The 20,736-nt window shown below is 74.5% G+C and carries 13 protein-coding genes and 1 tRNA gene; all 14 read right to left on the bottom strand.

Annotated features, from left to right (window positions below; genetic code table 11):
• Positions 1–124: 124 nt before the first annotated feature.
• Positions 125–2,854, bottom strand: a complete 2,730-nt coding sequence (locus SA2016_RS07265) for an AAA family ATPase (RefSeq protein ID WP_066496981.1) — start codon at positions 2,852–2,854, stop codon at positions 125–127.
• Positions 2,855–2,894: 40 nt separating this feature from the next.
• On the bottom strand, positions 2,895–5,612 hold the full coding sequence (locus SA2016_RS07260; protein WP_066496979.1) for a helix-turn-helix transcriptional regulator: 2,718 nt from the start codon (positions 5,610–5,612) through the stop codon (positions 2,895–2,897).
• 151 nt (positions 5,613–5,763) lie between these two features.
• A complete protein-coding gene (sufU, locus tag SA2016_RS07255; protein WP_066496978.1) occupies positions 5,764–6,219 on the bottom strand; it encodes a Fe-S cluster assembly sulfur transfer protein SufU in 456 nt (151 codons plus the stop codon).
• Positions 6,216–7,562 carry an aminotransferase class V-fold PLP-dependent enzyme gene (locus SA2016_RS07250; RefSeq protein ID WP_066496976.1) on the bottom strand — a complete coding sequence of 449 codons (1,347 nt, stop codon included), beginning with the start codon at positions 7,560–7,562 and terminating at the stop codon, positions 6,216–6,218. The genes sufU and SA2016_RS07250 overlap by 4 nt, the downstream gene beginning before the upstream one ends.
• A gap of 343 nt (positions 7,563–7,905) precedes the next feature.
• Positions 7,906–10,644 (bottom strand): helix-turn-helix transcriptional regulator, encoded by a 2,739-nt coding sequence (locus SA2016_RS07245; RefSeq protein ID WP_066496975.1) that lies wholly within the window; start codon positions 10,642–10,644, stop codon positions 7,906–7,908.
• Positions 10,645–10,666: 22 nt separating this feature from the next.
• On the bottom strand, positions 10,667–13,390 hold the full coding sequence (locus SA2016_RS07240) for a helix-turn-helix transcriptional regulator (RefSeq protein ID WP_066496973.1): 2,724 nt from the start codon (positions 13,388–13,390) through the stop codon (positions 10,667–10,669).
• A gap of 113 nt (positions 13,391–13,503) precedes the next feature.
• Positions 13,504–14,091: an aminoacyl-tRNA hydrolase gene (gene pth / locus SA2016_RS07235; protein WP_066496971.1), complete on the bottom strand. Its 588-nt coding sequence runs from the start codon at positions 14,089–14,091 to the stop codon at positions 13,504–13,506.
• Between the two features lie 119 nt (positions 14,092–14,210).
• Positions 14,211–14,828: a 50S ribosomal protein L25/general stress protein Ctc gene (locus SA2016_RS07230; RefSeq protein ID WP_066496968.1), complete on the bottom strand. Its 618-nt coding sequence runs from the start codon at positions 14,826–14,828 to the stop codon at positions 14,211–14,213.
• 224 nt (positions 14,829–15,052) lie between these two features.
• Positions 15,053–16,033, bottom strand: a complete 981-nt coding sequence (locus tag SA2016_RS07225) for a ribose-phosphate diphosphokinase (RefSeq protein ID WP_066496966.1) — start codon at positions 16,031–16,033, stop codon at positions 15,053–15,055.
• Positions 16,034–17,497, bottom strand: a complete 1,464-nt coding sequence (glmU, locus tag SA2016_RS07220) for a bifunctional UDP-N-acetylglucosamine diphosphorylase/glucosamine-1-phosphate N-acetyltransferase GlmU (protein WP_244932824.1) — start codon at positions 17,495–17,497, stop codon at positions 16,034–16,036. It lies immediately after the preceding gene.
• Between the two features lie 218 nt (positions 17,498–17,715).
• A tRNA-Gln gene (locus SA2016_RS07215) sits at positions 17,716–17,787 on the bottom strand.
• Positions 17,788–17,875: 88 nt separating this feature from the next.
• The gene (locus tag SA2016_RS07210) at positions 17,876–18,535 is read right to left on the bottom strand and encodes a DedA family protein (RefSeq protein WP_066496964.1); all 660 of its coding nucleotides are present in this window, start codon (positions 18,533–18,535) and stop codon (positions 17,876–17,878) included.
• 74 nt (positions 18,536–18,609) lie between these two features.
• Entirely contained in the window at positions 18,610–18,813 is a 204-nt protein-coding gene (locus SA2016_RS07205) for a hypothetical protein (RefSeq protein ID WP_066496963.1), read from the bottom strand.
• A gap of 114 nt (positions 18,814–18,927) precedes the next feature.
• Positions 18,928–20,733 carry an ABC-F family ATP-binding cassette domain-containing protein gene (locus SA2016_RS07200; RefSeq protein WP_066496962.1) on the bottom strand — a complete coding sequence of 602 codons (1,806 nt, stop codon included), beginning with the start codon at positions 20,731–20,733 and terminating at the stop codon, positions 18,928–18,930.
• Positions 20,734–20,736: the final 3 nt, after the last annotated feature.

Here is a 20,736-nt window from a genome sequence, read left to right as displayed (position 1 = left end):
GTCCGGGGTGACCGGACGGACGACGGCGCGCGGCGGCAGAGGCTTTCGGCCCGCCACAGGCCTCCGGCCCGCCACGGGGGCGGGCCGGAGGCCTGGACGGAGAGGTGGTGTGGGAGGGTGCCGGTCAGTCTTCGACGGCGGCGCGCAGGTCCTCGCGGCTGCGGATGCCGAGCTTGGCGTAGCTGCGGTGCAGGTGGCCCTCGACGGTGCGGACCGACAGGTGCAGCCGGTCGGCGATCTGGCGGTCGCTGAGGCCCTCGACGGCGAGGTCCACGACGTCCTGCTCGCGTGGGCTCAGCCGCAGCGAGGCGAGGACGGCTTCCTCCGCCTCGCCCGCCTCTCCGGCCCCGGGCAGGCCTTCGCAGGCCCGCGCGGCGGCACCGGCGCGGCGCGCGGCGATCCTGTCCCCGGCGGCGTCGAAGCAGGCCGCCGCGCGCGCGTAGGCACCCCGCGCGCGCCGGTTGAGCCCGAGCGCGCGGAAGTGGTCGGCAGCCGCCAGGTAGGCGTCGCCGTGCTCCTCCGCCTCTGCGCGCGCCCAGGCGCCCCAGCCTTTGGCCCACGATCCTTCTGCGGCCGCCGCGACCTCCGCGGCCCGGCCGGCCTCGTCCCTGCCCCCGAGCTCGAGGTAGAGCACCCACGCGATGAGCTCCCAGCCGGGCCGGCCCGCGGCGCGGTTGCGCTCGGCGATCTCGGCAAGTGCCGCCAGGCCGGCGCCGGGCTCGAGGATCTCGGCCGCGCCCGCGCGGTGCATCGCGGCGAGCTCGCGCATCGCCGCGCTGCCCACCTCGGCGCAGCCCTCGGCCCGGGCGAGGTACTCGCGCGCGCCCTCCTCGTCCCCGGCCGCTGCGGCCGCCCACGCGGCGAAGGAGGCCGCGACGGCGAGGAGGCGGAGGGGGTCCATGAGCTCGAGGTTCTCGACGACGTCGCCGAGGATCGGCACGGCCTCCTCGCCGCGGTCGCTGTGCAGGAGCGCGAACGCCCGGGCGCAGTAGAGCCCTGGGCCGAAGGCGACGATGGGGCGGGAGCGGACACCGGTGTAGCCCTCGGACACCTTCACGACGGACGCCCAGTCGCCGCCGAGGACGAGAGCAGAGAGGTACCGGACGAGGCCGTACTCCTCGAGGGGGAAGTGCTCGTCGTCGATCTCGATCTGGGCCAGGACGGAGCCGGCCATGCGGGCCGAGGTGGCGTACTGGCCCTGGGCGAGCAGCACGGATCCCTCGAGCAGCGTCCACAGCGCCTGCTCGATCGGGGCCGGGGGCGTGGCGTGCACCGCGCGGCGCTCGTCGACGACGGCCGCCTCGACCGCGGCGATGTCCCCGCGCTCATCGGCGGCCAGGGCCCGCAGGAGCCTGGCCCTGCGCATGACGACGCTGCGGGGACCGGGGCCGAAGACGATGTCGCCCGTGGGCGTGCCCCGCTCGATCGCCTCGGCCGCCCGCTCGAGCCGCGCGGCGTCGTCGTCCATCGCCGAGGTCTCGCCCCGGGCGGCCCGGGCCGCGAAGCCGATGAGGGTGCCGGCGAGGACGTCATCGAGGTCGTTCGGGTCCACGGGGCCGCGGGACAGGTCGGCCAGGGCCGCGGCCGGGTCGCCGAGGTTGAGGTGGGCGCGCGCCGGGATGGCCCGCATGAGCGAACGCTCGGCCTCCCCGTCGACGAGGGCCGCGGCCCTGAGGCCCAGATCGTTGCGGAAGCGCGAGACCGCGTGGGCTGCTCCCCGCGCGAGCTCGTGGAACGGCGGGATGGTGCCCGTTTCGAGGGCGAGCTCGAACAGCCTCAGCTCGTTCGAGGGCTGGCGCAGTTCGTCGCCGCCCACAGCGGTGGCCCGGCGCAGGAGGTGCAGCCGGCGGGTGGAGGTCGTCATGGCCCGGATGGCGTCCGCCACGAGGGGGTAGCGGAGCCGGACGCTCGCGTGGCCCGCGTCGGCCAGCCACCCGGCGTCGGTGAGCCTGTCGAACACGGCCCGCTCGATGAGGGTCCGGGCGGCCGCGCGGGGCAGCGGTTCGGTCAGGGCGATCAGCGTGAGGGCCTCCCGCTCGGCCGCGGCGAGGGACTCCATCGCGCTGCGCACGGGGGCGCCGAGCGCCTGGCCCCGGCTGGCGAAGTCCCCGGTGAGGAGCCAGATCCCGCGCCGCTGCACGAGCGTTCCGGCCGCGGTGGCCTCTTCCGTCAGCCGCACGAGGTGCAGCGGGTTGCCCGCGCTCAGGGCGTGCAGGACCGCGGCGGCGGTGATCGAGAGCCGGCCGCCGAGCCGTTTCCCGGCCGCCTCCCGGCTCTCCTCGAGGGACAGGGGGCCGAGGTCGAACCGTTCCGCGAGGCCGTCCCGCCACAGGTCCAGGAGGTCCCCTGGGAGCCCCGCCGAGCTGGACGCCGTGGCGAGCACCCTGACCCATGACGAGGCGACGGCCTCGGCGAGGACACCGGCCGAGTCGTCGTCGAGGTGGTGGGCGTCGTCCAGCACGATCACGATCGGCCGCTCGGGTCCACCGCCGTCGTGGGGCTCGGCGCCGTGCAGCTCAGCCCAGAGGGCACGCAGGATGCCGACGCGGTCCTGGGCCTCCTCCGGGGTGAGATGTCGCAGGCACTGCAGCAGCGCTCCGTAGGGGATGTGCCGCAGGCTCTCTCCGGGCGTGATGGCCACGAACCGGACGTCGTCGCGGAGCTGGGCCGTCACCGTCTTGATGAGGTGGGTCTTGCCCGTCCCGGGCTCCCCCGAGACGATGACCGCGCCGGGGACCCCGCGGTGCAGCGCCTCGGCGGTGGCGGAGATGACCGCCTGCTGGGTCGGGGCCAGTCCGTCGGGGGCCATGGAGTAGTCGCGGTGGTCTCCCCGTGATCCCCGCGAGGCATTCATTGTCGTCTCCATCGTCCTCCGTTCCGGGCGCGCTTCCCTCTCAGACAAGGCCAGCCAGTCCGGCACGGGAGCTCACCCCCAGCTTCATGAACACCTGGTACAGATGGCCCTCCACCGTGCGGACGGAGACACCGAGCTCGTCGGCGATGTCCCGGTTGGAGGAGCCGGAGGCCGCGAGGACGGCGATCTGGCGCTCGCGCTCGGTGAGCATCGGGGCGGGCGTCTGGGGGACGAGCGGCAGCACCGGGAGCACCCGCGCGAGCCGGTCCAGCCGGGTCTGGGCGAGGCCGGCCGCCACCGAGTTGCCCTCGCCCCGGGCGAAGTCGAGGGCGAGGGCCGCACACCGGGCCTCGACGGCGTCCAGGCGGAGCTCGTAGGCCTGCTCGGCGGCCGTGAGGAGCCCGGTGACGTCCCTCCGGCGCGTCGCGGAGGCCACGGCGGCGCAGAGGTGGGCGAGGGGGCCCTGGCGGTGGTGCGCGAGCCGCTCGATCCACAGGAACTCCCGCTCGCCGCCGACCAGGCTCGCCTCGAAGACCGCGCTGCCCGCGGCGCTCGTGCGCCCCGCAGCCTCGTCCCGGGCCGCACGGGCGAGCATCGCCGCGGGCCCGTCGCCCTGGCCGAGCCAAGTGCGGGCAGCACCCTCGCACTGGTCGGCGCACATGGCGAGCTGCCAGAACATCGGCCCCCGGGCCTTGGCTGCGAGGGCGAGGAACCGCTCGGCCTCGCCCGAGTCGCCGATCTGGGCGTACGCGAGGGCGGCGGCGGCATAGGCGGCGCGGAGGGCGTTGAGCGCCGGGAACTCCTCGAGCTGCGCGGCCGCACTGAGGACGGGGCCGAGTGCCGCCGAGCCGTGCCCTGCCGCCAGGTGCGCGAGGGCGAGGTACAGCTCGGCGATCCCGCCGCGCAGGGTGAGCCGGCGCCCGCCCTTGTCCATGTACCCCTCGAACAGGTCGACGCACCGCTTCCAGTCCCCGATGGCAGTCCAGACGGAGAACGCGGACGCCATGAACTCGCCCTCGTCCGTGCGCCGCGGCGCCGAGAACTCGATCGAGGCCAGCAGCGCCGCGGCGTCCGCCTCGCGCCCGCAGGCGGCCCAGGCATGCGCCAGCACGAGGGAGCAGCCGCGCCGGAAGCCCTCGCTCGAGTCCGCGTCCCGCGACGCGGCCTCGAGGCGGGCCAGGATGGGCATGAAGTCACCGGTGAACGCGTGCGCTCTGAACTCTGCGAGGTCGAGCACCTCGGCGGCCGCGCGGTCCGGCCCGGATTCCTCCGCGCGCACGGCCAGCCGGTCCCATGCCGCGCGCAGCGGCTCCAGCGCATCCCCTGCGCCGGAGAGCCAGCAGCGCAGCTCCGACATCGCCGCCGCATGCCGCGCGGCATCCACTGCCTCGAGCGAGCCGAGGACGTCCGCGGGCACAGCCTCGAGGACGGAGAGCGCTTCGTCCCGGCGCTCGAGCCTCGCGAGGGCCGCCGCACGGCGGAGGGCAGCCTCGAAGGCCAGCGGCCCCTCGAGCCCCGGCAGCCGGTCGAGCAGGGCGAGCGCCCGGTCCGGCTCGGACAGCTCGACCGCCGCCGCGGCGGACTGCAGCACGAGGCCGGGATCCGGCGTGCTGCCGACCTCGAGCGTCCACTCGACGTAGGAGATGAGCTCCTCGTGGTCCAGGCCGCTCTCCTCCGACGCGCCGCCGAGGGACATGAGCGAGGCGAGCTCGCGGTGGCGGTCCGGCCCGAGCCTGGCCCGGACGAGCTCGGCCATCCGCGGCTCGCGGAGGTAGGCGCAGCGGTGCTGGCTCGCGTCGACCGCGATGAGGCCGCGGTCCTCCATGTCGACGAGGACCTCAGAACCAAAAAGGCCCGCGAGGGCCGTGATCGGCACCCTGCGGGCCACTGCGAGCTGCTCGATGACCTCCCTGACATCCTGGGACTCCCGGGCCCAGCGCGCGCGGATGAGGTCGTCCGCGCCCCTTACCGGCTCCGGCCGGACCGAGCGGTCGAGGGTCCACACCCCGCCCCGCTCGTGCAGGTTCCCGCGGGCGCGCTCGCGGTGGACGATCCCGTACACCTCGGCGGGATTGCCCCCGCAGGCGTAGTGCACCTCGCCGATGGTCGACGACGCCACCCTGCCGCCCACGATCGCGGCCACGAGCCTGCGCGTCTCGGGCACGCCGATCCGGCCGAGCGCGATCTCCCTGATGCGTCCGCCGCGGACGAGGCGGGCGAGGTCCGGGGGGAGATCTGCGACGGCGGGCGCGATCGCCAGCAGCCGCGCCGCGCGGCTGAGGACGAGGTGCATGAGCACGGCCACGCTGTCCTCCGCGAGCGGCCCCACGAGGTCGAGGGTGAGCACGACGTCGCGGCCCGCCGCGTCGTCGGCGAGCATGCGCTCAAGGGCCAGGAGCAGGCCGGTGCCCGAGGACGGGGCGGACTTGGGGAGCCGGGCGAGGAGCGGACCGAGGCAGGTGGAGGGGGGCGCCCCGGGCCCGGACGGGCCGGACGAGGCACGCAGCCGCATGGTGTGCACGTTGGGTCCGAGGGCGGAGAGCACGGCGCCTGCGAGGAAGGACTTCCCCACTCCGGGGGCTCCAGTGATCACCACGCCGAGGCTGGAGTCCTGGGTGAGCGCCCCGACCGCTGTGTCCAGCTCGGGCTGGCGCACGAGCGTGGCCCAGTGCCGCCTGTCCGCCTGCCGCTCCGTGGGCGGCGCAGGCGCGCCGGCTGCGCCGCCCGCCTCCACCAGGCTCGGTATGTTGTTGCCCATCTGTGCCTCCACCTCGGACGTGGGCCCCCAGCCGCCCGAACAGGCACAGCCTACGGCCGCCCTCGGGCATTGCAAAGGGACCAACGCCCCGGATGCAGCAGGGCTCCGATGTGTTACTGGGGCACGCTGGTGTTGCTGGGGTATGCCGGCGTTACGGAGCCGTCCCGGCGGCGGCCTGCCGCGCGGCGTCCTCCGCGGCGACCCAGGCGATCATGGCGCACTTGACGCGGGCGGCGTAGCGGGAGACGCCCTCGAAGGCCGCGGCGTCCCCGAGCACCTCGGGGTCTGCGGCCACCGTGCCCCGCGAGCGGAGCATGGCGCGGAAGGCCTCCACGAGCTCGCCGAACTCGGCGACGGTGAGGCCCTCGGCCTCGTCGTGGAGCACCGAGGCCGAGGCCATGGAGATCGAGCACCCGGCCCCGTCCCACCGCAGCGAGCGGACCACGCCGTCGTCCACCCGCACCCTGACCGTCACCTCGTCGCCGCAGACCGGGTTGAGCTGGTGGGACTGGGCCTCGCGGGGCCCCGGCTGGCCCTCGAGCCCGCCGCCGTGGCGGGCCTTCGCGTGCTCGAGGATGATCTGCTGGTAGAGGGAATCCAGGCTCATCGCGCCACCCCGAAGTAGCTGCGGACCTCGGAGAGCGCAGCGAGGAAGGCCTCGACCTCGTCGCTCGTGGTGTAGAGGTAGGCGCTCGCCCGCGTGGAGGCGGTCAGCCCCAGGCGCCGGTGGAGCGGCTGCGCGCAGTGGTGGCCCACCCGCACGGCGATGCCCGCGCTGTCGAGGTACTGGCCGACGTCGTGGGCGTGGACGCCCTCGACGTCGAACGCGGCCAGCGCGATCCGTTCGGAGCCGTGCCACTGCTCGCCGGGGGCCGGCCCGAGGAGGCGCACCCCCTCCAGCGCGGCGACGCCCTCCGCGAGGCGGCCGCCGAGCTCCGCCTCGCGGGCATGGATCCTGTCCATGCCCACGTGGCCCAGGTAGTCCACCGCGGCCGCGAAGGCCACGGTCTGGGAGATGCGCTGGGTCCCGGCCTCGAAGCGCTGGGGTGCGGGCAGGTACTCGGCACGTTCCATCGTCACGGTGGTGATCATGGACCCGCCCACGAGGAACGGCGGGAGGGCATCGAGCAGCTCGCGGCGCCCGTACAGCGCGCCGATCCCCGTGGGCGCGAGCATCTTGTGCCCGGAGAAGGCCGCGAAGTCGACTCCCAGGGCCGCGAGGTCCAGGGGCAGGTGCGGCGCGGACTGGCAGGCGTCGAGCACGGTGAGCGCGCCCGTGCGGCGGGCGAGCGCCACGAGCTCCTCGACGGGCGCCACGGAGCCCAGCACGTTGGAGGCGTGCGAGAACGCGAGGACTCTGGTGCGCGGGCCGATGATCCGCTCGGCCTCGTCCATGCGCAGCTTCCCCGCGTCGTCGACGGGGATCCACCGCAGGGTCGCCCCGGTGCGGAAGGCGAGTTCCTGCCACGGGATCAGGTTGGCATGGTGCTCGAGCTCCGTGACCACGATCTCGTCGCCGGGCCCCACGGCGAGGGCACGCAGGTCTTCTCCCCCTCGCCCCCGTTCCGCCCACAGCGTCGCGGTGCCGAGCGCGTAGGCGACGAGGTTGATGGCCTCGGTCGCGTTGGAGGTCCACACGAGCTCGTCGGGCGAGGCGCCCACGAACCGGGCGACGGCCACGCGGGCGTCCTCGTAGGCATCGGTGGCCCGGACGGCGAGTTCGTGGGCCCCCCGGTGCACGGCCGCATTGCGCTGCTCGTAGAACTCCTGCTCGGCCTCGAGGACGCTGCGGGGGTGCTGGCTCGTCGCGCCCGAGTCGAGGTACACCAGCGGATGGCCGTGGACCGTCGTCGCGAGCACCGGGAAATCGGCGCGGATGCGGGAGACTTCGGCATCGTCCAGCGCCGGCTGGGCAGGCAGGAGGGTCGACGGCGTCTTGACCAGGGCCACGGGACGGGACTCCTTCGATGGAACGAGGCTGCCGGACAGCAGCATGAATTAGGGCATGCGAACATGCCGGAATCCATTGTCCCACGCTTGGCGGGCGGCAGATCCACCACCCAAGGAGTCCCAAGGCGGGGCCGGCGGCGGCTGGGGGGAGGAACCTTGGTCTCGGGGAGGTTCCGACGCCGCCGGCCCAGTCCTTGGGGACGGTGGCCGCGAACCCGGGGGCTGCGGCCACACCCCACTTTCGCACCCGGCTGCGTGCCTGCGCACGGGTAGTGACTACTTGTCTTCGGGCCCCTCCCCGCGCCGCGACTACTTGCTCGCCGCGAGGGTGTACTCGGATCCCCTAGGGGCCAGTCGCCGTGCCACTGGTTCCGAGCGCGGAGCCGAGCTGCTCCCGGCTCGTGACGGCCAGCTTGGCGTAGGCGCGGTAGAGGTGCCCCTCGACGGTGCGGACCGAGACGGTGAGCCGTTCGGCGATCTCGCGGTCGCTGAGTCCTGCCGCGGCGAAGGCGACGACCTCGCGCTCCCGCGGGGTCAGGAGGGCCGCGCCGGCGGACGGGCGGGGGGCCCCGTCGCCGAGGAGCGCGTCGCATGCGGACTTCTTCGCCCAGGCGGCGCGGGCCTCGGAGCGCTGGAGTGCGCGGTCGAAGCCGCGGGACGCCTCGGCGAAGCAGTCCCCCGCATAGGCGGTCCAGCCTTCGCCCGAGAGCCGCTCCCCCGCCTGCAGGAGCCCGGCGGGGCTGCGCTCGGCGAACGCGGAGGCGAGGAGGGCGGCCGCTTCGGCCCACCGGCCTTCCGTGCTGCGGGCCACCTCGAGCAGGCGCCCGAGCCGGTCCCGGCGGCCTGCCTCGAAGCAGAGGAGCTCGCCCTGCAGCGCCACGTCGAGCCGGCCCTCCCCTGCGGCCGCGTTGACCGCGGCCTCGAGGCTGTCTCCCGAGGCGGTGGCTGCCGCGCCTGAGGACCCCGGGCCAGCGTCGAGCGCGTGGCCGGCGGCGGCGCTGAAGAGGGCCGCCAGGGGCTGCAGCAGCGCGATCGAGGGGGCCGGCGCATCCTCGGACTGGGCCGGGTCGGACGGGCCCGGGTCGGACGGGGCCGGGCCGGACTGGCCCACGCGGAACTGGGCCAGAAGGGCACGGGCCGGGCCGCGCTCCCCCGCACGCGCCCCCGCATATGCCGCGAGCGCGGCGGTGAAGGGGAGAAGGTGCCCGGGGCCGCGGCCCTGGAGGGCGTCCAGGGCCGGAGCCAGCGCGTCCCAGGCCTCGCGGAAGCGCCCACACCGGGTGAGGGCCACTCCGCGGGCCGTCTGCGCTGCCGCGCCCTCCGCGACCAGGCCCGCGGTGGTGGAGATGAGGAAACGCTGCAGGTCGTCCTCCGCGGCGTCCCACTCCCCTGCCGCGAGGCCGGCCAGGACCAGGCGGATCGCCGCGAAGGCCTGCAGGAAGGGCGCCGCATCGGCGTCCTCGGTGGCGCGCTCGAGCGCGGCGCGCAGCGGCGGCGCCGCCCCGACCGGCCTGCCGGCTGCGACCAGGAGCTCGGCCTCGACCGCGCCGGCCACGGCCTCGGCTGCCCACCCCTGCCGGGCCACGGCGTCCCGCCCGGGCCCGGCGCGCCAGCGGCCCAGCCCCGACGCCACTGCGTCCCGGTCCCCCGCTGCGCAGGCTGCGGCCAGGCCCAGCAGATCGCGCAGGCCTCCTTCTCCCGCTCCGGGGAGCCGTTCGACGTCGTCGCGGACCGCCACCACCGGGTGGCCGAGGGCCCCGCGCGCTGCGAGCCACACGAGGGCTCCGGCCAGCCCCGGGCGCAGGACGCCGCGCTCCGAAGCAGTCGGGCGGAGAAGGGCGACCGCCTCGGCGTACCGGCCGCGGCTGTACGCGACCTGCCCGAGCACCTCCCGGGCCGCATCGCGCGATGCCGACAGCCGGACGGCGCTGGCCGCCTCCACGGCGAGGGTGTTCCCGAGCCGCCGCAGGGAGAGGCGGGCGGCTCGCAGGAGGGCCTCGTCCTCGACCGGGACCCCGCAGTCGAGCGCCCAGGTCACGGCGCGGACGAGGCCGTCCGCTGTGGACGCCTGCCGCGCGAGGTGGCCTGCGGTCCGCTCCCGCAGCGACAGCGAGGCGGTGAGCGGAATCAGGGGCAGCAGCGCGTCGCCGTACACCGCGTGCCGGAGCCGGAGCACGCCGTCGGGGCCCTCGGCCGGGCGCACCAGCCTCATGGCGGCAAGCCGCCTGACCGCCTCGGCGCCGCATTCCCGTTCCACGAGCTCGAAGGGGGCCGGCTCGGCGACGACGATGAGCGTCAGTGCCTCCCGCTCGTCGGGCCCGAGCCGGCCGAGCTGTGCCCGGACCAGGGCGAGGAGGCCCTCTCCTCGGTGCGGAAGCTCGCCGGTGACGAGCCAGGTCTGCCCGTGCCGGCGCAGCGTTCCCGCCTTCCGGGCCTCCTCGACGAGGCGCGCGAGCAGGAGGGGGTTGCCCCCGGACTCCCGCCAGAACAGCAGCGGGACGGTGGGCAGCACGGGGCCGCCGAGCTTCGCCTCGAGGTAGCGGCGCACCTCGTCGACGGCGAGGGGTGCGAGGTCGACCCGTTCGACGCCGTCGTCGAGCCACAGTTCCATCAGCGGCCTGGGCAGGGCTGCTCCGCTGGGCGCGGCCAGGGCGGCCTTGGCCCATCGGGCCGAGACGAGCTCCGCGACGACCTCGCTCGAGGCAGGATCCAGCTCGTGCGCGTCGTCGATGACGAGGAGCAGGTCCGCCGCCGCCTTCTGCCGCCGTGCCTCCACGGCCCGCCAGAAGGCCCGCAGGACCTCGACCCGTGAGCCGGACTCGGCCGGGTGCGCGTTTCCGAGGAAGGGTGCGAGGACGCTGTACGGGACCTTCGCGAGTGCCGGGCTGCCATGGAGGCGGAGGACTTCCAGCCGTTCGCCGAGCGCGGCCGCCACTCGGTCGAGCAGGGCGGACTTGCCCATGCCCATCTCGCCCAGGACCAGCACGGCGGCCGTGGCCGGCCGGGTGAGGAGCTCGACGACGCGCTCCGTGTCCGCGCGCGACCCCCGCGGCGGCGGACGGTGTGGAGGCCCGGGGCTCACGCGGGGCCGCCCCGGGGCACCGTCACAGCAGGTCCGCCAGCTCGCCGCGGGTCGAGACGGAGAGCTTGGCGAAGATCTGGTAGAGGTGGCCCTCCACGGTCCGGACGGACAGCCCGAGCAGCTCCGCGATGCGCCGGTTGGAAGTCCCCGACGCTGCGAGGGCCGCGACCTCCTGTTCACGGTCGGTGAGCACGGGCGGCGCGTGCCGGGGCGTGAGGGGGAGGACCGCGAGCCGGCCCGCCAGGGCTTCGAGGCGCGGGCGCAGGCGCCGCACGGCCGCGGCGTCGTCCATCTCGCGCGCCCGGTCGAGGGCCACGGCGGTGCACCGCGATTCGACCGCGTCGAGTTCGAGCCCGGCCGCGAGGTCGGCCGCGGCGGTCAGGTCCTCGAGGCGCCCGGTCCGGGTCCCGCGGGCCAGCAGGAGGGCGAGCTCGGCCAGCTGGCCCTGCCGGTGCGCGCAGACGTCCTCGAGCAGGCGCAGGTCGTCCAGGTGGGCGCTGACGGTGGCCCCGAGGAGCTTGACGCCGGCCTGGTTCCACCGCCCGTTCGCGATGTCCTGGCGCGCCGAGGCCACGAGCCGGGACGCTGCCTGGGGGTCCCCGATCCACCGGCGCGCCATCTGCGAGCAGAACTCGACGATGGAGCGGGCCTGGTAGCTGCCCTGCGGGCGCCAGCGGTCCAGCTTCTCGAGCCACTTCCGCGAGGCCGGGGCGTCGCCCTGCTGGGCGTAGGCGAAGGCGGTGGCGGCGTAGGCGGGACCGAGCAGGGCCGCCGAGGGGCGGCGCTCGAGGAGCGCGAGCGCGGAGAGGAGGGGGCCCAGGGCGTCGTGGCCCCGTCCCGCATAGACGCAGGCGAGCCCGGCCGCGAGCTCGAGGGAGGCCCCGGTCGTCCTCAGCCGCTCGAGCGAGACCTGAGACGGGCTCCTGAGCAGGGCGAGCGCCTGCCGCCAGTGCCCGTTGAACAACAGGACGCTGAAGGCGCGGACCGCGAAGGCCTGCCGCAGCGGCGCCGAGCCCTGGTTCCGGCCCAGCTGGGCCGCGACCTCATGGAGCAGGGCAAGGCCTTCCTGCTCCCTGCCGAGCATGGTCCTGGCCTCCATGAGGATGCAGGCCGCGCGGAGGCGGATCTCGTCGTCGGCCGGGTCGGGGTCCGCGACCATGGCCTCGAGGCGGTCCACGATGCGGCGGTAGTCGCCGGCGAAGGCCCGGTGCTCGAAGTCCGCGAGATCGAGCACTGCGGCGGCGCGGCGGACCTCGGGGTCCGGGCCCGGCCCGGACCCCGGCCCCAGCAGGAGCCTGGCGCGGGCGTCCGTCAGGAGCTCCTCGACCTGGCCGGCCCGGTCCGGTACCCACCGCATGGCCTCCGCCTGGGTGGCCGTGAGCTCGGCCGCGGCTGCGGGGCCCAGCAGGGCCAGCTCGTCCTCGGCGACCTGGTCCAGGCACGCGAGGGCCTGCTGGGGCAGCTGCAGCAGGAGCAGGGCCCGCGCCCGCAAGTGCTGGACGGTGGGCCAGGTGGCGGGCTCGCGGTCGATCCCCTCGAGGCAGTCGAGCGCGAACCGCGGGTCGAACAGCCGCAGGGACGCCGCGGCGGCGGCGAGGGCATGCCGCGGGGACAGCAGCGTGTGGCACTCTCTGGCCCAGGCGGCCAGCCCGAGGAGCTCGAGTGCGGTGGTGGCCCCGACGGGCGGCTCGCCGTCGGGGATCAGCAGCGCGCGCAGCTCGCGGCGGCGGGGTACCGAGAGCCATCCGCGGACCACCTCCGCCACGAGCGGGTCGGCGAGGGCCACGGAGTGCCGCCCCGCGTCGTCGACCGTGACGAGGCCGTCGTCCTCCATCTGCGCGAGGTCCTCGCTGCGGAACACGGCAACGAGCCGCGGCAGCGGGATCCGGCGCGCGCACGCGAGCGCCTCGACGATCGTCCGGATGCGTTCGGGCTGCCGCTCGATGTGGGCCCGCACGAGGTCGTCGATCTGCCGGATGCCGCTCATCTCGGCGTCCGAGGCGAGGGTCCACACGCCGTCCGTGGCGTCGAGGGCCCCGCGCTGGAGGAGTTCGGCGGTGGCGAGCAGCGTGACCTGCGGGTTGCCCCGGGACATCGCATGGAGCTGGAACCCGACGGTCTGGGGGACGATCCCGCCGAGCAGGGAGCGCAGCCCCTGCAGGGTCTCCTCGGGCGCGAGCGCGGCCAGGGGGACCTCGCGCAGCCGGCCCTCGGAGAGCATCCAGTGGAAGTCGGCGGGAAGCTCGCTCGCGCGGTCGGCGACGAGGACGACCTTGGCGGTGCCCGTGACCATGACGTTCACGAGGGTGGCGATGCTGAGCTCGTCGAGGTTCCTGGAGGTCTCGAGCGACAGCACGGCGGTGCGGCCCCCGGCGTCGGAGGCGAGCAGCTGCAGGATGCCCCGCATGATCGACCCCGGGTCAGTCTGGGCGTCCTCGGGCAGCCGCGCGAGCAGCACGGCGAGTGCGCCGTACGGGGTCTTGGCCCCCGCGGTCGTGGCGCGGAGGCGGACGGTGTGGGCGGAGCCGTCGAGTTCGGCGAGCAGGGCCGAGGCCACCGCGGACTTGCCGAGGCTCACGTCCCCGGTCAGCACGACCCCGTAGGACTCGGGCGCGGCCAGCGCCGCCGTCGCGTCCGCGATCTCGCGGGACCTGACGGTCCGCGCCCAGGCCAGCCTGTCGCCCGCGCGGGCCTTGGCGTCGCGCAGGAGCTGGCCGGTCTCCTCCGCCTCGGTTCGCGTCAGCATCTGACCTGCGCCCCCATGCGTCGGCACGTCCCCGGCGAGGACGTCGCTGGGGAAACCGTAGCGCGGGCGCCGGCGGCGGCAGCAGGGCCGAATGTCACGCCCTTGCCGGGAGACTAGGCCTTGGCCGGGTGGAACTTCTGCTGGGCGGCGGCGAGGCCGTCCCGGGCCAGCATCTCGACGGCGTCCGCGGCCTCGTCGAGGAGGAACGGCAGCTCCTTCTTCTCGGCGGTGGCGAAGTCGCGCAGCACGAAGTCGGCGGCGTCCATGCGGCCGGGGGGCCGGCCCACGCCGACCCGCACCCGGAGGTAGTCCTTGGTGCCGAGGGCCTTGGAGATGTCCCGCAGGCCGTTGTGGCCGCCCTCGCCGCCGCCGAGCTTGAGCCGGACGGTGTTGAACGGGATGTCCAGCTCGTCGTGCACGGCGACGACGTGGCTGGGATCGATGCCGTAGTACTTGGCGAGGGAGGAGGTCGGGCCGCCGGAGACGTTCATGTAGGTCAGCGGCTTGGCGAGGACGGCGCGGGGGCCGCCCACCCACAGCCTCCCCTCGAGCACCGCGGCGCGCGCGCCCTTGTGGGCGGCGAACTTCCCGCCCATGCGGGAAGCCAGGGCGTCGAGGACCATCTGCCCCACGTTGTGCCGGTTCCCGCTGTACTCGGGTCCGGGGTTGCCGAGGCCTACGACGAGCCAGGTGTCGGTCATGGATGCGCTCCTTGGGCTGGGCGGGCGATCGGCGGGCGGGGGCGGCCGGGGGGCCGCCACGTCGAAGCGGCCCGCCCCGGGTGGGACGGGCCGCCTGACGCAGTACAGCAGTCGGAAGACTACTCGGCGGGGGCCTCCTCGGCCTCCGGAGCCTCCGGCGCCTCGGCAGCCTCGGCCTCGCCGGCCTCCTCCTCCGGGGCCACCTCGACGGCCTCGGAGACGTTGACCACGAGGGTCTCGCCGTCGGTCAGGAGGGACACGCCGCTAGGCAGGGTGATGTCGGCGGCGTGGACGTGCTGGCCGGCCTCGCGGCCCTCGACGCTGACCTCGAGCGCGGTCGGCAGGTGGGTGGCCTCGGCCTCGACCGAGACGGTCACGGCCTCCTGGTTGGCGACGAACCCGGCGGCGACCTCACCGGTGACGTGCACGGGGACGTCGACGGCGACCTTCTCGCCGCGGCGGACGGTGAGGAGGTCGATGTGCTCGATCGTCTGGCGGACGGCGTTGCGCTGGATGTCCTTGACGATCGCGAGGTGCTCCTCGCCGGCGATGTCGAGGGTGAGGAGGGCGTTCGGGACGCGGACGGCGATCATGGTCTCGTGGCCCGGGAGGGTGACGTGGATCGGCTCGGCGCCGTGGCCGTAGATGACGGCGGGGATCTTGTGGGCGGCGCGGGCGCGGCGGGCGTAGCCCTTGCCGAACTCGGTGCGCTTCTCGGCTGCGAGCTTCTCGCTCATGGGGTCTCCTTCGATGGTTCGTTGGCGCGAGGTCTGCCGACCCCGCCCGGCCCCGTGGGGCACTGCGAAGGAGCTGCCAGACCCAGTCGATCACGGAGCGGGCGCTCCCTCGCCAAGGTTCGCCAGCCATCCTACCGGGGCGCCGGGGCGTCCGCCAAAACGACGCACGACGGCGCCGTCCCCGCCTCAGGTGGGGACGCCGCCGTCGTGCGCGGGTGCTGCAGCTAGCTGCGGCCGTCGAAGAGGGACGTGACCGAGCCGTCGTCGAAGACCTCGTGGATCGCGCGGGCGATGAGCGGGGCGATCGAGAGGACCGTGAGCTGCTCGAAGCGCTTCTCGGCCGGGATCGGCAGGGTGTTGGTCACGACGACCTCGCGGGCGCCGGACTCGGCGAGGCGCTGCGCGGCCGGGTCGGAGAAGACGGCGTGGGTCGCGGCGATGATGACGGAGCGGGCGCCGGCGTTCTTCAGGACCGTGACGGCGCCGGAGATCGTGCCGCCGGTGTCGATCATGTCGTCGATGAGCACGCAGTCGCGGCCCTCGATCTGGCCGACCACGGTCTTGGAGACAGCGGAGTTGGGCACGTTGACGTCGCGGGACTTGTGCACGAACGCGAGCGGGGCGCCGCCGAGGCGCTCGGCCCACTGCTCGGCCACGCGCACGCGGCCGGTGTCCGGCGAGACGACCGTGACCTTGTTCAGGTCCACGCGCGTGCGGACGTAGTCGGCCAGGAGCGGGATGGCCATGAGGTGGTCCACGGGGCCGTCGAAGAAGCCCTGGATCTGCGCGGTGTGCAGGTCCACGCTCATGAGGCGGTCCGCGCCGGCGGTCTTGTAGAGGTCCGCCATGAGGCGCGCCGAGATGGGCTCGCGGCCGCGGTGCTTCTTGTCCTGCCGCGCGTAGGGGTAGAACGGCGAGACCACGGTGATCCGCTTGGCGCTCGCGCGCTTGAGCGAATCGATCATGATCAGCTGCTCCATGATCCAGTTGTTGATCGGCGCCGGGTGGGCCTGGATCACGAACGCGTCCGCGCCGCGGACGCTCTCCTCGAAGCGGACGTAGGTCTCCCCGTTCGCGAAGTCGTACGCCGAGGTCGGCAGCAGCTCGGTGCCGAGCTCCTTGGCGATCTCCTGCGCGAGCTCCGGGTGGGCGCGCCCGGAGGCGAGCACCAGGCGCTTCTCGCCATTGGCCGTGATCTCGGTCATCTACTTGCCTTCTACTTTCTTCGAGGGGGATGCGGCGGAGGAAGGTGGTTCGGGGGCACCGTCGGCGGCACCTGCCGCCGAGGTCCTGGCTCCGGCGGCCGCGGCCGCCGACGGCGAGCCGGGGCGGTGGGCCTCGGTCCACCCTTCGGCGTTGCGCTGCGGGGCGACGGAGAGGGCCAGGGCGCCGGCGGGCACGTCCTTGCGGACGATCGCCCCGGCGGCCGTGTAGGCGCCGTCGCCGACCGTGACGGGCGCCACGAAGACGGTGTTCGACCCGGTGCGCACCTGGGCGCCGATCACGGTGCGGTGCTTGTGGACGCCGTCGTAGTTGGCGGTGATGTTGCCGCAGCCGATGTTCGCGCCCTCGCCGACCTCGGCGTCCCCCACGTAGCCGAGGTGGGAGAGCTTGGCGCCGCGGCCGATCTGGGCGTTCTTCGTCTCGTAGAACGCGCCGATCTTGCCCTCGGGCCCCAGCCGCGTGCCGGCGCGCAGGTAGGTGAACGGTCCCACGGTGGCCCCGGCGCCGATCTCGGATCCGGTCCCGTCGGTCCGCTTCACGGTGGCGCCCTCGCGGACCACGCAGTCGGTGAGGGTCGTGTCGGGGCCGATCACGGCGTCCCGCTCCACGACCGTGGCGCCGTGCAGCTGGGTGTTGGGCTTGAGGGTGACGTCCTCGGCGAGCTGCACGGTGGCGTCGACCCACGTGGTGGCGGGGTCGACCACCGTCACGCCCGCGCGCATCCAGGCGTCGAGGATGCGGCGGTTGTGCTCGGCGGCGAGGGCCTGCAGCTGGACGCGGTCGTTGGCGCCCTCCACCTGCCAGCGGTCCGTGGTGGCGAGCGCGGACACGCGGCCGCCGGCCGCGCGGGCGAGCGCGAGGACGTCCGTGAGGTACTTCTCGCCCTGCGCGTTCTCGGTGGTGACCTGCCGGAGCGCCTCGCGCAGCACGGCGGCCTCGAACGCGTAGATGCCCGAGTTGACCTCGCGGATGGCGCGCTCGGCGGCGGTCGCGTCCTTGTGCTCGCGGATCCCCGCGACCGTGCCGTCGTCCTCGCGCAGGATCCGGCCGTAGCCGGTCGCGTCCTCGAGCACGGCGGTGAGGACGGTGACCGCGTTGCCCGCGGCCTCGTGCTCGGCGACGAGCTCGGCGAGCAGGGCGGTGGTCAGCAGGGGCACGTCGCCGTAGGTCACCACGACGGTGCCCGAGAGCTGTCCGCCCTCGGCCTCGGCGTCGAGCGCCTCGAGGGCCACCTCGACCGCGCGGCCGGTCCCGGGCACCTCGTCCTGGTCGACGATGACGGCGGCCGGGTCGTGCTCTGCGATGTGCGCGGCCACGAGGTCGCGCTCGTGCCGCACGACGGCGGCGAGCCGGCCGGGCGCGAGGCCGCGGGCGGCGTCGAGCGCGTGGGCGACCATCGAGCGGCCGCCGAGCGGGTGGAGGATCTTCGGGGTGCGCGACTTCATCCGCGTCCCCGCCCCGGCGGCGAGGACGATCACGGCAGCGGGGCCGTGCTGTTCGTGCCCCGCGCGCGGGGCGCCGGCGGGATGCGGCCGCCCCAGGTCCTCTGCTGTTGAGCTCTGTCCGGGGGTCTCCGCATTCACTGTCGCTGGCTCTCCTGGTCGATCGGCTGGCGAGTGGGGCTGTCGGCAATTCTAGCCAGTGCCGTCGGCTGGCCAGTGCGTTCCGCCCCTAGGATTCGAACCTAGACTGCACGGCTCCAAAGGCCGGCGTGCTGCCATTACACCAGGGCGGAGTGCACGCTGCCGCCGGGACGGGCGCGGCACAAAGCTCAATTCTGCCATGGATGGCCGCCCGGGCCGGTCGCGGGACGAGGAACGGGCTCACGAGCCTTCGGAAGGATCCGGGTCCGGTGGGCTCCTGAGCGTCCGCTCCGCGCGTTGCTCGCTGCGGCTCTTGCGGACGCGCCACACGACGAGGGCGATCACTGCGACGACGAGCACGCCGGCGGCGATGTCGCGCCCGGCGGTCTTCGCCACGGCGTCGTACGAGGCACCGGCGAGGTAGCCGAGGACGGCGAACCCGGTGCCCCACACGGCGCCGCCCATCGCATTGAACGCGAGGAACCGGGGGTACGGCATCCGGGACGCCCCGGCGAGGGCGGGCATCATCGCACGGAAGAACGCGACGAACCTGCCGAGGAACACGGCCGACCCGCCGCGGCGGCGCAGGAACTCCTGCGCGTCCTCGAGGCGGCGGCGGTGCCTGTCGAAGACGCGGAATCCGAGCAGCCGCTGGCCCAGGTGCCGCCCTACCTCGTACCCGACCGTGTCCCCGAGGATCGCGGCCGCCACGATCACAGGTGCCATGGTCCAGATGTCTGCCTTGCCCTGGTTGGCGAGCACGCCCCCGAGCACAGCGGCGGTCTCGCCGGGAACCACGAATCCGACGAAGATCGCGTCCTCCGCGAAGACAAGCCCGAACACCACCAGGTACGCCACGAGCGGCGGCATGGCAAGGATCGCATCGACGAGGGAACCCACCCAGCCGATGCTAGGCGGTGAGTCTGGGAGCGGCCAGAGCCTGCCCGCAGCGCACGTCGTGGACGGTCAGCCGGTCAGCCGGCGCGGCGCCGGACGAGGGCGGCATCCGTGCTGTGCACCATGTGGCGGCCCTGTCCGCCGTGCTCGATCACCCACAGGACCGACCCGTCCGGCGACACCGCGTCGACGATGCCCGAGACCGAGAGCCGCCCGGGGTCGACCACCGTGACCGGATCCCCCGGCACCACGAGGGCGAAGTCGTCGCTCCGAGCGCCCATGCGTCTCCCTTCCGCGAGCCGCCGTGGCCTGCTGCGTCCAGCGTAGGGAAGCAGGGTGCCGGCGCGGTGACGGGAAGGTGAACGCTTGGACGCGCCGCGTCAGACGCCCGGGCGCTACTCGAGGACCTCGGAGGCCTCGAGCCACGCGAGCTCGAGCTCGTCCTTCTGGCCCTGCAGGTCCTTCAGCGCGGCGTTGAGGTCCCCGAGCCGGACGAAGTCCTCGGCGGAGGCGGCCATCTGGGCGTGCAGCTTCTCCTCCTGGGCGGCGAGCTTGCCGAGCTGGCGCTCGATGCGCGCGAGCTCCTTGCGGGCCTCGCGCTTCTCGGACTCCGAGCGGCCCGCCGGGGCCGGCTGGGCGTCCTGGGGGGCCTGCCCGGGCAGCGCCTCCGCGGCGGCGAGCGCCTCCTCGCGCAGGGCGAGGTACTGCTCGACGCCGCCGGGCAGGTCGCGCACCTTCCCGTCGCCGAGGAGGGCGAGCTGGTGGTCGGTGACGCGCTCGAGCAGGTAGCGATCGTGGCTGACGACGACGAGGGTGCCGGGCCACCCGTCGAGGACGTCCTCGACGGCGGCGAGGGTGTCGGTGTCGAGGTCGTTCGTGGGCTCGTCGAGCATGAGCACGTTGGGCTCGCCCACGAGGAGGCGCAGGAGCTGGAGCCGGCGCCGCTCGCCACCGGAGAGCTCGGAGACGCGGGTCCACTGCTTCTCGTTGGTGAAGCCCAGCTGCTCGACGAGCTGGCCGGCCGTGAGCTCCTTCGAGCCCACGGTGAACGTCTGCTTCTCGCGCTGGATGACCTCGATGACGCGCAGGTCGGCGACGTCGTCGAGCTCGCGGACGTCCTGGCTGAGCACGGCCGGGACCACGGTCTTGCCGCGCTTGACCCGCCCCGAGGTCGGGGCGATGTCCCCCGAGAGCAGCCGCAGGAGCGTGGACTTCCCGGCGCCGTTGACGCCAACGAGGCCCACCCTCTCGCCCGGTGCCAGGCGCAGCGTGATGTTGTCCAGGAGCGGCTTCGCGTCCGCGCCGCCGCCGTCGTAGGCGAGGGTCACGCCCTCGAGGTCGATCACGTCCTTGCCCAGGCGCGCGGTGGCCATCTTGGACAGGGCCACGGTGTCCCGCGGCTCGGGGACGTCGGAGATGAGCGCATTGGCGGCGTCGATGCGGAACTTGGGCTTCGCCGTGCGGGCGGGCGCGCCGCGGCGCAGCCACGCGAGCTCCTTCTTCACGAGGTTCGCACGCTTGCCCTCGACGACGGCGGCCATCCGGTCCCGCTCGGCCCGGGCCAGCACGTAGGCGGCGTAGCCGCCCTCGAACGGTTCCACGATGCCGTCGTGGACCTCCCAGGTGTCGGTGCAGACCTCGTCGAGGAACCAGCGGTCGTGGGTGACCACGAGGAAGGCGCCCTCCGTGGGCCGCCACCGCGTCTTGAGGTGCCGGGCGAGCCACGCGACCCCCTCGACGTCGAGGTGGTTGGTGGGCTCGTCGAGCATGATGACGTCGTGCGGCTCGATGAGGAGCTTCGCGAGGGCCACGCGGCGCTTCTGGCCGCCCGAGAGGGAGCGCACCTGCGCGTGCCAGTCGACGTCGGCCACGAGGCCGCCCATGATGTCGCGGATCGTGGGGTTGGAGGCCCACTCGTAGTCGGCGCGGTCCCCTACGATCGCGGCGCCCACGGTGAGGTCGCCGTCGAGCACGTCACCCTGGTCGAGGTAGCCGACGTCGACGCCGCGGCGCCAGGTGACGCGGCCGCCGTCGGGCGCCAGCCGCTGGGCGAGGAGGCGCATGAGGGTGGACTTGCCGTCTCCGTTGCGGCCCACGATCCCGATCCGGTCGCCCTCGTTGAGGCCCACCGTGACGCCGTCGAGCACGGTGCGCGTGCCGAAGGAGATGGCCAGGCTCTCGCCGCCGAGGAGGTGTGCCACAGG

This window comes from Sinomonas atrocyanea, from assembly GCF_001577305.1.
Lineage (GTDB): Bacteria > Actinomycetota > Actinomycetes > Actinomycetales > Micrococcaceae > Sinomonas > Sinomonas atrocyanea.
Note: the sequence above shows the minus strand (reverse complement) of the source record. Positions and strands in the feature narration are given on the sequence as shown.

What these genes read in the sequence shown, in the direction of transcription:
- SA2016_RS07265 (WP_066496981.1), bottom strand. Translation starts at nt 2,854, where the DNA reads ATGAATGCCTCGCGGGGATCACGGGGAGACCACCGCGACTACTCCATG.
- SA2016_RS07260 (WP_066496979.1), bottom strand. Translation starts at nt 5,612, where the DNA reads ATGGGCAACAACATACCGAGCCTGGTGGAGGCGGGCGGCGCAGCCGGC.
- sufU (WP_066496978.1), bottom strand. Translation starts at nt 6,219, where the DNA reads ATGAGCCTGGATTCCCTCTACCAGCAGATCATCCTCGAGCACGCGAAG.
- SA2016_RS07240 (WP_066496973.1), bottom strand. Translation starts at nt 13,390, where the DNA reads ATGCTGACGCGAACCGAGGCGGAGGAGACCGGCCAGCTCCTGCGCGAC.
- pth (WP_066496971.1), bottom strand. Translation starts at nt 14,091, where the DNA reads ATGACCGACACCTGGCTCGTCGTAGGCCTCGGCAACCCCGGACCCGAG.
- SA2016_RS07230 (WP_066496968.1), bottom strand. Translation starts at nt 14,828, where the DNA reads ATGAGCGAGAAGCTCGCAGCCGAGAAGCGCACCGAGTTCGGCAAGGGC.
- SA2016_RS07225 (WP_066496966.1), bottom strand. Translation starts at nt 16,033, where the DNA reads ATGACCGAGATCACGGCCAATGGCGAGAAGCGCCTGGTGCTCGCCTCC.
- glmU (WP_244932824.1), bottom strand. Translation starts at nt 17,497, where the DNA reads ATGAAGTCGCGCACCCCGAAGATCCTCCACCCGCTCGGCGGCCGCTCG.
- SA2016_RS07205 (WP_066496963.1), bottom strand. Translation starts at nt 18,813, where the DNA reads ATGGGCGCTCGGAGCGACGACTTCGCCCTCGTGGTGCCGGGGGATCCG.